The sequence below is a fragment of the Streptomyces sp. SLBN-8D4 genome (assembly GCF_049739545.1).
Taxonomy (GTDB): Bacteria; Actinomycetota; Actinomycetes; order Streptomycetales; family Streptomycetaceae; genus Streptomyces; species Streptomyces canus_C.
In genome coordinates, this window is record NZ_JBMGQC010000001.1 from 9,405,910 (window position 1) to 9,418,839 (window position 12,930).

A 12,930-nucleotide genomic window follows, 5' to 3' on the forward strand; every position below is an offset into this window, starting at 1 on the left:
TATGACGGAGCTCGGTCTGCCAGAAGAGATCAAGGCCTGCCTGTTCGACCTCGACGGGGTCGTCACCAGGACGGCTGTCGTACACGCGGCCGCGTGGAAGGAGATGTTCGACGCGTTCCTGCGCGAACGCGAGGGCGAACACTTCCGGCCCTTCGACGACCACGACTACGACGAGTACGTCGACGGCCTGCCGCGGGCCGACGGTGTGCGCGCCTTCCTCGCCTCCCGCGGCATCGAACTGCCGGACGGGAACCCGGACGATCCACCGGGCGCGGAGACGGTCCACGGCCTCGGCAACCGCAAGAACGCCCTCGTCCTGGAGAAGATCCGCACGGACGGCGTCGAGGCTTACGACGACACCCTGACCTACATCCGCGCGGCCCGCGCCCGGGGCCTGCGCACCGCGATCGTCTCCTCCAGCGCCAACTGCCGTGACGTACTGCGCGCGATCGACGCCGAGGACCTCTTCGACGTACGCGTCGACGGTGTGGTCGCGGCCGAGCGCGGGCTGCCCGGCAAGCCGCACCCCGACACCTTCCTCGCCGCCGCCCACGACCTGGGCCTGGACGCAGCGCGGTCCGCCGTCTTCGAGGACGCCCTCGCCGGTATGGACGCGGGCCGCGCCGGAGGCTTCGGATACGTCGTCGGCCTCGACCGCGTCGGACAGACCGACGCCCTGTACGAGCACGGCGCGGACATCGTCGTGAAGGGCCTCGCCGAGCTGGGGGGAGAGGCGTGATCACCCACCGCTCCTACACCGTCGAGCCCTGGGCCGTCCGCGAGACCTCCCTGAACCTCGACGTCCTGGCCCAGAGCGAGTCCGTGTTCGCCCTGTCCAACGGCCATGTCGGCTGGCGCGGCAACCTCGACGAGGGCGAACCGCACGGCCTGCCCGGCTCCTACCTCAACGGCGTCCACGAACTGCACCCGCTGCCGTACGCCGAGGCCGGTTACGGCTATCCGGAGTCCGGCCAGAGCGTCATCGACGTCACCAACGGCAAGATCCTGCGGCTCCTCGTCGACGACGAGCCCTTCGACCTGCGCTACGGCACTCTGGTGGCCCACGAACGCAACCTCGACCTGCGCCGGGGCGTCCTGGAGCGGTCCTGCGAGTGGGTCTCGCCGGCCGGCTCGCGGATACGGGTGCGCTCGACCCGGCTCGTCTCGCTCACCCAGCGGGCGGTCGCCGCCGTGGCCTACGAGGTGGAGCCCGTCGACAGCCGCACCCGGGTGGTGATCCAGTCCGAACTCGTCACCAACGAGAGCCTGCCAGGACCGAACGGCGACCCGCGCGCCTCCAAGGCCCTCAAATCACCGCTGGAGCACGAGGAGGGCTTCGCCGACGGCACCCGGCTGCGCCTGGTGCACCGCACCCGGCAGAGCGGACTGCGGGTCGCCGTGGCCGCCGACCATGTGATCGAAGGGCCCGAACGCACCACCACGAGCAGCGAGGAGACCGTGGACCTCGCCCGGCTGACCGTCACCTCCGTCCTGGAGCCGGGGCAGCGGCTGCGCGTGGAGAAGCTGGTCGCCCACGGCTGGTCCGGGGCTCGCTCCCGGCCCGCGATGAGCGACCAGGTCGACGCGGCCCTGGCGGCCGCCGCCCACAGCGGCTGGGACGGCCTCCTGGACGAACAGCGCGGCTACCTCGACGACTTCTGGGCCCGCGCCGATGTCGAGGTCGACGGCGACGAGGAGATCCAGCAGGCGGTCCGCTTCGCCCTCTTCCACGTGCTCCAGGCGGGCGCCCGCGCGGAGCAACGAGCCATTCCGGCCAAGGGACTGACCGGTTCCGGTTATGACGGGCACGCCTTCTGGGACACCGAGACCTTCGTGCTGCCCCTGCTCACCTACACCGAGCCGCGTGCCGTGGCCGAGGCCCTGCGCTGGCGGCAGAGGACACTGCCCGCCGCCCGCGAGCGGGCCGTACAACTCGGCCTGAACGGTGCCGCGTTCCCGTGGCGGACCATCGAGGGCTCGGAAGGGTCGGCGTACTGGCCCGCCGGCACCGCCGCCTTCCACGTCAACGCCGCCGTCGCGGACGCCGTGGTGCGCTACACCGAGGCCACCGGCGACACGGACTTCGAACGGGACACCGGCGTCGAACTCCTCGTGGAGACGGCCCGGTTGTGGCGCTCGCTCGGCCACCACGACCACCACGGCGTCTTCCACATCGACGGCGTCACGGGCCCCGACGAGTACAGCGCGGTCGCCGACGACAACACGTACACCAACCTCATGGCCCGCGCGAACCTCCTCGCGGCCGCCGACGTCTGCGCCCGGCATCCGGGGCGGGCCGCCGCGCTCGGCGTCGGCGTCGAGGAGAGCGCCGCCTGGCGGGACGCCGCCGAGGCCGTGCACATCCCCTACAACGACGAACTCGGCGTGCACGAACAGCACGCGGGCTTCACCCGCTACCAGCGGTGGGACTTCGCCGGCACCCGCGCCGACCAGTACCCGCTGATGCTGCACTTCCCCTACTTCGACATCTACCGCAAGCAGGTCGTCAAGCAGGCGGACCTGGTGCTGGCGATGTACCTGTGCAGCGGCTGGTTCGAGGAGTTCCACGACGAGGAGCAGATCGCCCGCAACTTCGCCTACTACGAGCCCCTGACCGTACGGGACTCGTCCTTGTCGGCCTGCGTCCAGGCGGTCGTCGCCGCCCGCGCGGGACACCTGTCCCTCGCCTACGCCTACACGGCCGAGGCGGCCCTGATGGACCTCGCCGACCTGGAGAACAACACCCGCGACGGGCTCCACATCGCCTCCCTCGCGGGCACCTGGACGGCTCTCGTCGCCGGGTTCGGCGGTCTGCGCCGCGACGGCGAATCCCTCCGCTTCGCACCCCGCCTGCCCGAGCGGTTCAGCCGCCTCGCCTTCAACCTCCAGCTCATGGGCCGCTGTCTGCGCGTGGAGATCGGTCCGGACAAGGCGACGTACACCCTGATGGCCGGTGAGCCTCTGACGATCCGCCACCACGGCACCGCGCTCACCGTGAACGGGGACGGTCCCGTCGTCCGCCCCGTCCCGGCCCCGAGGGACCGTCCGGCCCCGAGCCAGCCCCCGCACCGGGCCCCGCACGCCCGCTGACCCGGACGGGCGCCCCGGACAGGCGCCGCTTGGCCGAACTCCGCCCCTCACTCCCTCCTGCCGCGGGTTACCTTGTCCGAGCCTTTGTGGATCGGACCAAGTCCCCGTGGCATACGGGGTGAGGGGTGGACTATGGCCCGCGGCGACAGTGCCCTGCTCGTAGGAGGCAACCGACGAACACCGCCGGTTGCCTCCGACCGTACCCGGCCGGCTCGGGGCCACTGGCCCTTGGCGGCGGTGGCCGCCGCCTTCACCCTGGCCCAACTCGTCCTCGTCCGCCCCGGCATGGGCCTCGGCTGGGACGAGACCGTGTACGTCAGCCAGGTCGGTGCGCAGGCTCCGGCCGCCTTCTTCAGCGCCCCGCGCGCCCGCGGTGTGTCCCTGCTGGTGGCGCCGATCGCGAGCTGGTCGACCTCGACGGAACTCCTGCGCGTCTATCTCGCCGTGCTGTCCGGCCTCGGCCTCTACCTGGCCCTGCGCGCCTGGCGCGGCCTCTTCCCGGCCCGCGTCCTCGCCGCAGGCGGCGCCCTGTTCGCGTCTTTGTGGATCACTCTCTTCTACGGCCCGCAGGCCATGCCCAACTACTGGGTGGCCGTCGGCGGGCTGGCCGCGGTCGGCTGCTTCTTACGGGCCCGCGAGAACCCGAGGGCCCTGTGGGGGGTCGTGGCGGGTGCCGCGCTCATGGCGTGGATGCGGCCCACCGACGCCGTGTGGGTCACCCTCCCGCTGCTCGCCGCCTCCGCCGTCCGCCGCCGCCCACGATTCGCCCTCGCTCTCGTCGCCGGACTCGTGGCGGGCGGCGCGCAGTGGGTGATCGAGGCGTATGTCAGCTACGGCGGTCTGATCGAACGCCTGCACGAGGGCTCCCGTATCCAGGGCGGCCTCGGCCCGCAGTTCGCCGTCGACGACCAGCTGCGCAGCCTGGGCGGCCGCGCCCTGTGCCGCCCCTGCACCGGGCCGCTGCCGGACCCCGCCGTCATGGCCTGGTGGGCGGTCCTCCCGCTGCTGGCCGCCGTCGGACTGGCGGTCGCCGTCCGCGCCGGGCGCACCCGGGCCGGCCTCGTCCCGCTGGCCTGCGCCGCCACGGCCGCCGTGCCCTATCTCTTCCTCATCGGGTACGCGGCCCCACGCTTCCTGCTGCCCGCCTACGCCCTGCTCGCGATCCCGGTCGCCGACGCGCTGTTCCACCTCGCGACCACCCCGGCCGGGCGGTGGCGTCCGGTCGCCGCGGTGCTGCTCGCGATCGGGCTGACGGGCCACCTGGCGGTGCAGTTCGCGGTGCTGGAGCGCACGGTGAACCGCACCACGGGCCACCACCGCGACTGGGCCCGCACCGCGGCCGAGCTGCACCGCCTCGGGGTGCGCCCGCCCTGTCTGCTCACCGGCCATCTGTCGGTTCCCGTCGCGTACTACGCCGGGTGCAGCTCCGCGGCGGCACGGGGCCCCAACACCAACAGCTCCGAGTCCGGGATCGTCGGGGCGTCCCGCCGTATGCCCGTCGCCGTCCTCACCCGGCACGGCGGTGCGCCACCCGCCTACGCCCGCGACTGGCCCACCGTGCCCGCCGCCGGGATGGACCTCCACGTGGCGCCGAACGTGAGCGCACACGGTCCGGGGTGACCGCCGAGCGGACCGCCGTCGCCTCCGTCCGCGGACGCGCCTGCGGGCGACTCGCCCCCGCACTCACCGTCCTGGCCGTCGCCGACCAGGGCTGGTTGCTCGGCCGCGGGGCGCGCGGCGACCGCACTCGCGGTGCAGGCCACTGCGGGCGGGCTGGTGCGGTCCGCCCTGATCGCCGTACTCCCGACGGCCTGCCCTGGTGTCCTCGCTCCGCTGCGCCTGCCGGCGGTGTGGCCGGCCGTCGCCGCCGTCGCGCTCGTCCCGCTCCTGGGCACCGCACTGTGGCCGCGCTGCCGACGGGCCCTGGCCCTCACCGCCGGCAGTGCCCGCCGTGGCAGTCGCCTCCGCGATGTTCGGCCACCGGCTGCTGACCGTGTGGCTGCCCCTGCTTCCTGGCGGCCCGATACCCCGTGGACAGGGCACTTTCCCCAGTCGTGGGAAAGACCTGTCACTGCCTTTACTGCACATGACTTGCAGGTACCGCAGGATGGCACAAGGCTGTTGACCGCGGCCGTAGCCCCTGCAGAAGGATTCTCCGCCCGATGACGGCCGCCCCTGACCCCGCTCCGCCCCTCCTCCCCGCCACCGTCCCCGCGAGGGGCTCGGTATGGCACCGCGTCCGTGGCTCCATGACGCGGCAGGAGTGGGTCAGGGCGGGCGGCATGGCCGCGGTGGTGCTGGCGCTGCACGTGATCGGCTGGTTCGTCCTCGTCGCGATCGTCGCCCCCCACCACTACGGGGTCGGCGAGAAGTCCTTCGGCATCGGCATCGGCGTGACCGCCTACACGCTCGGGATGCGGCACGCCTTCGACGCCGACCACATCGCGGCCATCGACAACACCACGCGCAAGCTGATGGGGGAGGGGCAGCGGCCGCTGTCGGTGGGCTTCTGGTTCTCGCTCGGCCACTCCAGCGTGGTCTTCGTCCTGGCGCTGCTGCTCTCGCTCGGCGTGAAGGCCCTCGCGGGACCGGTGCGGGACGACGACTCCCGCCTCCATGACGTGACCGCGTTGATCGGCACGACCGTCTCGGGCGCGTTCCTCTATCTGATCGCCGCGGTCAACCTGGTCGTCCTGGTGGGCATCTGGAAGGTGTTCCGGCGGATGCGCTCAGGCCGCTACGACGAGGCCGCGCTGGAGGAGCAGCTGAACAACCGCGGGTTCATGAACCGCCTGCTCGGCCGTGTCATGAAGTCGATCACCAAGCCCTGGCAGATGTACCCGCTGGGTCTGTTGTTCGGCCTGGGCTTCGACACGGCGACGGAGATCGCGCTGCTGGTCCTGGCCGGGTCGGGCGCGGCCTCGGGACTGCCCTGGTACGCGATCCTCACCCTGCCCGTCCTCTTCGCGGCCGGCATGTCCCTGCTCGACACGATCGACGGCTCCTTCATGAACTTCGCCTACGGCTGGGCGTTCTCCAAGCCGGTCCGCAAGGTCTACTACAACCTCACGATCACCGGTCTGTCGGTCGCGGTGGCCCTCCTCATCGGCACGGCCGAACTCCTGGGCCTGCTCGCCGACAGGCTCGGCCTCCACGGCCCCTTCTGGGACTGGATCAGCGGCCTCGACCTCAACCTCCTCGGCTTCGTCATCGTGGGCCTGTTCTTCGCCACGTGGATCGTCGCCCTGGTGGTGTGGAAGGTCGGCCGGATCGAGGAGAAGTGGACGGCGGGGATGGCGGCCCGGACATCGACGGAACAGGCAAGCACGCCTTGACCATTCCAAAGTGTCACCGCAACAACTACGCCCCGCCGGCCCCTGCCCGCCGGCTCACACCCGCACCCTGAACTCCTTGCGCCATTTGCTGAACTCCTGCTCCGGTTCCCCGGTGTAGGACCACGGCGTACGGGTGCCCCGGCGGTCCAGCAACCGCAGGAGGGGGACGGCGACCTCCGCGAGGCCCGCGTGGCAGGCCGCGTGGGTCAGGTAGTTGAGGTCGCGGAGCTCGCCTGGGGCCACCGTCCGGTCGGCGCGGCCGACGATCCAGCGCTGCCAGGTGCGCCGTACGTCACTGATGGCCCCGTCGTTCTTCCAGTGCTGCCCGAGCCCCACGGACGTGCGGCGGTCCTCGGCCGCGTCCGTCGCCGTCCGGTACTCCTCGACCCGCGCGTACTGCACCAGCACCGGCAGCGCGGAACCCGGCGGCGCCACTCCGGCCGCGTCCCGGGCGAAGTCGTACATCAGGCCGTTCGAGCCGTGCCAGCGGGCCGAGTAGTAGTGCAGCACCTGGAGGTGGCCCTCGACGCTGTACGGATCGCGCCCGTGCAACTCGTCCCACCAGCGCCCCAGTTCCTGCCGCCGCACCCCGGCCGGGTACAGCCGCGCCACCGAGATCAGGGAGATCCACGGCGTGGGGTCGTCCACGAACGCCTCCGACGCCTGGAGACAGGCCATCACCGCGGCGTCGACGCGCCGCTGGTCGATCGGCACACCCCGGCCCGCGGCGATGGCCATGTTGAACGCCCTGGCCGTCTCGGTGGCCGCCCGCAGCACGAGGGCGTCCCCGTTGTGCGGCTCGGCCGCCAGCCACGACTCGACCGTCGAACTGCCCGCGCAGGCCTGGGCGAGCATCCGCACCCGGTGGCCCCGCGAGAGCCAGTCGGGTCCGGTGGCCCGCAGCAGTTCACGCAGGCCCTGCCAGCGCCCGATGACGATGTCCTGGCGGGCGCTGGTGAGCGGGACGTCCCCGCAGTCGGGATCGAATTCGGGGGCGAAACGGTCTCTCGCCATCGCACAGCCCCTCAGAAGTCGGTGGGGAGACCCTCGTGGACGAGCGAGGGCCCGGCCGTCGCGCCGTCGGGCAGGTAGTCCGTCTCGACGGTACGGCTCGCGTCAAGCCGTGCCGGCCGGTAGTAGTCGCTGCCCTGCCTCCAGTACCAGAGCATCGGAACCAGCCCCACGGCCAGCCCGCCGACGCCGATCGCGATCGCGGCGGTGCTCAGCTCGCCCAGCGACTCGACGAAGATCCAGAACATGAACAGGGCGCCCAGCAGCGGCCACAGCCCGCCGAGCAGGAAGTCGGTGGGGGACTTCAGCAGCATCTTGCGGTACGCGACGACGACCGCGAGGCCGCTGAGGCCGTAGTAGACGGCGATCTGCAGACCGATCGCCGAGATCGCGTCGGAGAGGATGTCGCCCACCGAGCCCAGGGCGTTGGAGGCGATGAACATCATCAGCGCCACCGCTCCGACCACCACGATCGCCACCCAGGGGGTGTTCCAGCGGCGGTGCACCTTGCCCAGCGCGGACGGCATCGTACGGTCCCGGCCCATCGCGAACAGCGAGCGCGTGACCTGGATCAGCGTGGTCTCCAGCGTGGCGATGGTCGACAGCATCACCGCGACGATCAGCAGCTTGCCGCCCCAGCCCGGCCAGACCTCCTCACCGAGCACGGCCAGCACGTTGGCGTCGTTGTCCTCGATCTGCCGCGAGGTGAGGATGACGTTCACCGCGATGGTGAACACCTCGAAGAGGAGGAAGACGATGCCGACGCCGATGAGGCCCGCGAGTCCCGTCGTACGGCGGCTGTTGCGGGTCTCCTCGCTCAGGTTGCTGGTGACGTCCCAGCCCCAGTAGTAGAACGCGGCGATCAGCGCGCCCGACGCGAAGCCCTGCATGCCGTCGAAGTGGCCGAAGCCCAGCCAGGACCACTCGAAGGTGCGCGCGTTGCCCGTGTGGAAGAGGGCGAGGACCGCGAACAGGGCCAGTATCGCCAGCTCCACACCCGACATGACGAGCTGGGCGCGCACGGTGAGCCGGGCGCCGCCGAGCACCACGAGCAGCATCAGCACGAACCAGGCCGCGCCCACGACCGTCGACAGCGCGGTGTTGTCCGCGAGGCCCTCGTCGAAGAGGGCCAGCGTCATCGAACCGGCGGGCAGCGAACCGGCCACCATGAAGATGGTCGCCGAGATCACCAGCGCCCAGCCGGAGACGAAGCCGAGAAAGGGATGGAGAGTACGGCCCACCCAGGAGTAACTGGCCCCCGCGTTCACGTCGATCCGGCTGAGGTAGCTGAACGCGAGCGCGATGCCCAGCATGGGTATCGCGCAGTACAGCAGAGCCGCCGGACTGGCCAGGCCCACCGAGCCGACCAGGACCGCGGTGGTCGCGGCGATCGAGTACGCCGGCGCGCTGCCCGCGACGGCCATCACTACCGTGTCGAAGGTACCGAGGGCGTTGGCCTGCAGCCCTCTGCCCCTGCTGATGCTCATGGTTGTGCTGCTTTCCGTAGGGCACGACGCACGGCGGAGGGGACCGTGCGGCGCAAAGGGGGTGGGGGGTGGCTCCGCTCCGGACCGCGAGAGGGATGGCCTCGGGCAGGGGCGGTGAAGGGAGGGATCAAGGGGGTGCGGAAACCGTGCGCCGCTGCGTGGACGACCGGTCACTCCGTGTGTGCGAGTGATGATAGCCCTATTCCTTGACCCTTCAAGATTAACTGGGGGGTAACCTTCCGGCTGTGGAATGCCTTACTCCGGCAGCCTTTTGAGGTTGGCGAGTGCATACGGGGAAACGCGGATCAGGACACCGCAGGAACCGTACGCGACGCGCGAGGGAGGCAGCCCATGGGCACCGAACCGACACCTGCCGAGCCGATGGCCGACGACGCCTACCAGCCCACCGGAACCAACGAGGAGCAGGAGGACGCGGCCCCGCTGGACCTCCAGGACGCCCTCGACGAACGGACCTACGACGACACCCTCGACGAGGGCTACTCGCCGCCGGAGAAACCCCTCGGCGTCACCCGGCACGGCACCACCGCCGCCGAACAGCACGAGGGCGAGACCCTCGACGAACGCCTCGCCCAGGAGGTCCCCGAGGCGACCGCGCCCCTCGGCGACGAGATCGGTGACCTGCCCGGCGGGGAGGGCGAGCCGGTCGACCCGCAGGCCGGTACCGAGCGCGCCGGACGCCTCGTCGCCCCCGACGAGGGCGCCCATCCCACCACCACGAAGGACGAGGTCGCCACCGACGTCGGCATCGACGCGGGCGCGGCCGGCGCGGAGGAGGCCGCCGTCCACGTGGTCGAGGACCCCGACGAACTGTGACGGGCGTCAGTCCCCGATCCGGTCGATCTGGCGGAGTTTGTTGGTGGCGTCCAGCGCCGCGACCTTGTAGGACTCCGCGAGCGTCGGGTAGTTGAACACCGCGTCGACCAGGTAGTCGACCGTGCCGCCGCAGCCCATCACGGTCTGCCCGATATGGATCAGTTCGGTGGCCCCGGTGCCGAAGCAGTGCACTCCGAGCAGAGTGCGGTCCTCGGGGGAGACCAGCAGTTTCAGCATGCCGTGGGAGTCCCCGATGATCTGGCCGCGGGCCAGCTCGCGGTACCGGGAGATGCCGACCTCGAAGGGCACGCTGTCCTCGGTGAGTTGGTCCTCGGTGCGCCCGACGAAGCTGATCTCCGGGATGGTGTAGATGCCGATGGGCTGCAGGTGGTGCATCTGCCCGACCGGCTCGCCGAAGGCGTGGTAGGCGGCCGACCTGCCCTGTTCCATGGCGGTCGCCGCCAGCGCCGGGAAGCCGATCACGTCTCCCACCGCGTAGATGTGCGGCACCTCGGTGCGGTAGTGCTCGTCGACCGTGATCCGGCCGCGCCGGTCGGCGGTCAACCCGGCCTTGTCCAGGTCGAGTTCGTCGGTCAGGCCCTGCCGGCCCGCCGAGTACATCACGGCGTCGGCCGGGATCTTCTTGCCGCTCTCCAGGATGGTCAGCGTGCCGCGGGAGTGGCGCTCGACCGCGGCGACGGTCTCACCGAACCGGAACGTCACCGCGAGGTCCCGCAGGTGGTACTTCAGCGCCTCGATGACCTCGACGTCGCAGATGTCGAGCATCCCGGGCCGCTTCTCGACGACCGTCACCTTGCTGCCGAGCGCGGCGAACATGGAGGCGTACTCCATCCCGATGACCCCGGCGCCGACGATGACCATGGAGCGCGGGACGCGTTCGAGGGCGAGGACGTTGTCGGAGTCCATGATCGTACGGCCGTCGAACTCCACACTGTCCGGCCGCGCCGGGCGGGTGCCGGTGGCGATGACGATGTTCTCCGCGCTGAGCAGCCGTTCGTGACCGGTGACCTCGCGCAGGGCGACGGTGTGCGGATCGATGAAACGGCCGGTGCCGGCGTGGAGGGAGATGTGGTTGCGGGAGAGCTGGCTGCGGATCACGTCGACCTCACGGCCGACCACGTGCTGGGTGCGCGCGGTCAGATCGGAGACGGTGATGTCCTCCTTGAGCCGGTAGCTCTGGCCGTACAGGTCGCGCTGAGTGAGGCCGGTCAGGTACAGCACCGCCTCGCGCAGGGTCTTGGAGGGGATGGTGCCGGTGTGGATGGAGACCCCGCCGACCATGTCGGGGCGGTCGACGACGGCGACCCGGCGGCCCAGCTTGGCCGCGGCGATGGCGGCCTTCTGGCCACCCGGACCTGATCCGATGACAAGCATGTCGAAGTCGGGCACCCTCGGAAGTCTGGCAGTCGCGGGGCCCCTTTCGATAGGGCGGGCGGCAAAGCGTTCGAACTCCGCATCGGCTCGGAGCGCGGCCAGTTGCCGCCGGGCCGCCGGAAGCGGGCCGCCGGAAATGTGCCGCAGACCGCGACAGCCCCGGCGGCCCGCGGGACAATACGGCCATGGGTCACCGACTCGCCGACACGAGCACCCCGGCCCGGCTCGCCGCCCCCGACGAGGGCATCGGCCGGGACGAACTGGCGCTCGCCGCCCGCAACCACGGCCTGCCGCTCGAAGCGATGCGCCACGACCTCACCCCGCCGGGCCTGCACTACGTCCTCACGCACTACGACATCCCGTACGTCCCCGAGGACACCCCCTGGCAACTCTCCGTCAGCGGCCGGGTCCGCCGTCCGCTCACCCTGGACCTGGCCGACCTGCGGGCCCTTCCGCAGGTCACCACGCGGGTCACGCTGGAATGTGCGGGCAACGGGCGGGCCCTGCTCACGCCCCGCCCGGTCAGCCAGCCCTGGCTGGTCGAGGCCGTAGGCACCGCCGAGTGGACCGGCGTACCGCTGCGGCTCCTGCTCGCCGCGGCCGGGGTGGGGACCGGCGCCGTCGACGTGGTGGGCACCGGCGCCGACCACGGCGTCGAGCGCGGTGTCGAACAGGACTACCAGCGGGCCTTGCCGCTCGACGTGGCCACCGGCACCGAACCCGAGGTGCTGGTGGCCTACGAGATGAACGGCGCCCCGTTGCCGCCGCAGCACGGCCATCCGCTGAGGCTCGTCGTGCCCGGCTGGTACGGAATGGCCCATGTGAAGTGGCTGCGCGAGCTCACCGTCACCGACACGCCGTTCACCGGCTTCCAGCAGACCGTCGCCTACCGGCTCCGGCAGGACCCGGGGGACGAGGGCGAGCCGGTCACCTGGATCGCGCCGCGCGCCCTGCTCGTCCCGCCCGGATTCCCGGACTTCATGTCCCGGGCCCGCGTGGTCCGGCCCGGCACGGTGACGCTGGAGGGGCGGGCCTGGTCGGGGCGGGCGCCGGTGACCCGGGCCGAGGTGAGCACGGACGGGGGGCGCTCCTGGGACGAGGCGGACCTCGAACCGGACACCGGTCACCGCTGGGCATGGCGGCGCTGGCACTTCAACTGGCGTGCGGAACCCGGGGAGTTCGTGCTCAGCGCGCGGGCCACCGACGCCGAGGGGCACACCCAGCCGCTGGAACAGCCCTGGAACCGGGGCGGATTCGCCAACAACCTCGTGCAGCGGGTCGACGTGGTCTGCCTGGACGAGGAGTTCACGGAGCCGGGGCGCTGAGGAGCCGCACGACGCCGTGGTCGCCGTGTCATGAGGGCGTGCGGCGTGTGCTGTGCGTGCTCGGCCGCCCTGGGACAGCCGAGCACCCGGTCGTGGTCAGGGCAGCAGCTTGTCGAGCGCTGCCGGGCCCTCCGCCGCCAGCTTGCGACGGGCCCATTCGAGACTCTGCGGGGTGATGTCCTTGCCCGAGGCAAGGACGACGTCCTCCGGCGACACTTCGGTGCCGGTACGGGCGTGGAGCAGGTCGTCCGGGGTGGCGCGGTCCTCGGACGGCCCGGACACGTCGGGCTGTGACGTCGGCATGAGTGCTCCTCGGATCCGGATCGCTGTGCGGGCCCGGTGGTGTCAACGGGTCTGGTATCACCATTCAACGCCTGGGCCGACCCTGCATCCGGAAGCGCCCGGGATGCCCGGATGATCGTGAAGGCGTGTAATGGGAGTACTGCTTTCCCG

At 71.5% G+C, this 12,930-nt stretch carries 10 protein-coding genes; 6 read left to right on the forward strand and 4 right to left on the reverse strand.

The genetic code is table 11. From position 1 onward, the window contains the following. The first annotated feature begins 1 nt into the window (after position 1). The 4 genes from RKD20_RS42690 (at position 2) to RKD20_RS42705 (ending at position 6,425) form a co-directional block, all read left to right on the forward strand. On the forward strand, positions 2-739 hold the full coding sequence (locus tag RKD20_RS42690) for a beta-phosphoglucomutase family hydrolase (protein WP_424882421.1): 738 nt from the start codon (positions 2-4) through the stop codon (positions 737-739). Then, positions 736-3,090 (forward strand): glycoside hydrolase family 65 protein, encoded by a 2,355-nt coding sequence (locus tag RKD20_RS42695; protein ID WP_424882422.1) that lies wholly within the window; start codon positions 736-738, stop codon positions 3,088-3,090. The genes RKD20_RS42690 and RKD20_RS42695 overlap by 4 nt, the downstream gene beginning before the upstream one ends. A 132-nt stretch (positions 3,091-3,222) precedes the next feature. Beyond that, complete coding sequence (locus RKD20_RS42700) at positions 3,223-4,710, forward strand: hypothetical protein (protein WP_424882423.1); 1,488 nt, start codon at positions 3,223-3,225, stop codon at positions 4,708-4,710. 542 nt (positions 4,711-5,252) lie between these two features. Continuing rightward, complete coding sequence (locus RKD20_RS42705) at positions 5,253-6,425, forward strand: HoxN/HupN/NixA family nickel/cobalt transporter (RefSeq protein ID WP_424882424.1); 1,173 nt, start codon at positions 5,253-5,255, stop codon at positions 6,423-6,425. A 54-nt stretch (positions 6,426-6,479) separates the two neighbouring features. Here RKD20_RS42705 and RKD20_RS42710 read toward each other — a convergent pair whose 3' ends face one another. Further along, a complete protein-coding gene (locus RKD20_RS42710) occupies positions 6,480-7,439 on the reverse strand; it encodes a hypothetical protein (RefSeq protein ID WP_424882425.1) in 960 nt (319 codons plus the stop codon). A gap of 11 nt (positions 7,440-7,450) precedes the next feature. Further along, complete coding sequence (locus RKD20_RS42715) at positions 7,451-8,923, reverse strand: APC family permease (protein ID WP_424882426.1); 1,473 nt, start codon at positions 8,921-8,923, stop codon at positions 7,451-7,453. A 351-nt stretch (positions 8,924-9,274) separates the two neighbouring features. Between RKD20_RS42715 and RKD20_RS42720 the strand changes: the two genes are divergently transcribed. Then, a complete protein-coding gene (locus RKD20_RS42720) occupies positions 9,275-9,757 on the forward strand; it encodes a DUF5709 domain-containing protein (protein WP_424882427.1) in 483 nt (160 codons plus the stop codon). Positions 9,758-9,763: 6 nt separating this feature from the next. On the opposite strand, the gene sthA is transcribed toward RKD20_RS42720, so the two are convergent. Then, positions 9,764-11,167, reverse strand: coding sequence for a Si-specific NAD(P)(+) transhydrogenase (sthA, locus tag RKD20_RS42725; RefSeq protein WP_424882428.1), 1,404 nt, complete (start codon positions 11,165-11,167; stop codon positions 9,764-9,766). 170 nt (positions 11,168-11,337) lie between these two features. On the opposite strand from sthA, the gene RKD20_RS42730 reads away from it, so the two are divergent. Continuing rightward, a complete protein-coding gene (locus RKD20_RS42730) occupies positions 11,338-12,477 on the forward strand; it encodes a sulfite oxidase (RefSeq protein WP_424882429.1) in 1,140 nt (379 codons plus the stop codon). 96 nt (positions 12,478-12,573) lie between these two features. Here the strand turns inward: RKD20_RS42730 and RKD20_RS42735 are convergent, their stop codons facing one another. Next, the gene (locus RKD20_RS42735; protein ID WP_020117257.1) at positions 12,574-12,780 is read right to left on the reverse strand and encodes a hypothetical protein; all 207 of its coding nucleotides are present in this window, start codon (positions 12,778-12,780) and stop codon (positions 12,574-12,576) included. Between the last annotated feature and the right edge of the window lie 150 nt (positions 12,781-12,930).

What these genes read in the sequence shown, in the direction of transcription:
- RKD20_RS42735 (WP_020117257.1), bottom strand. Translation starts at nt 12,780, where the DNA reads ATGCCGACGTCACAGCCCGACGTGTCCGGGCCGTCCGAGGACCGCGCC.
- RKD20_RS42730 (WP_424882429.1), top strand. Translation starts at nt 11,338, where the DNA reads ATGGGTCACCGACTCGCCGACACGAGCACCCCGGCCCGGCTCGCCGCC.
- RKD20_RS42700 (WP_424882423.1), top strand. Translation starts at nt 3,223, where the DNA reads ATGGCCCGCGGCGACAGTGCCCTGCTCGTAGGAGGCAACCGACGAACA.
- RKD20_RS42720 (WP_424882427.1), top strand. Translation starts at nt 9,275, where the DNA reads ATGGGCACCGAACCGACACCTGCCGAGCCGATGGCCGACGACGCCTAC.
- RKD20_RS42705 (WP_424882424.1), top strand. Translation starts at nt 5,253, where the DNA reads ATGACGGCCGCCCCTGACCCCGCTCCGCCCCTCCTCCCCGCCACCGTC.
- RKD20_RS42710 (WP_424882425.1), bottom strand. Translation starts at nt 7,439, where the DNA reads ATGGCGAGAGACCGTTTCGCCCCCGAATTCGATCCCGACTGCGGGGAC.
- RKD20_RS42715 (WP_424882426.1), bottom strand. Translation starts at nt 8,923, where the DNA reads ATGAGCATCAGCAGGGGCAGAGGGCTGCAGGCCAACGCCCTCGGTACC.
- RKD20_RS42690 (WP_424882421.1), top strand. Translation starts at nt 2, where the DNA reads ATGACGGAGCTCGGTCTGCCAGAAGAGATCAAGGCCTGCCTGTTCGAC.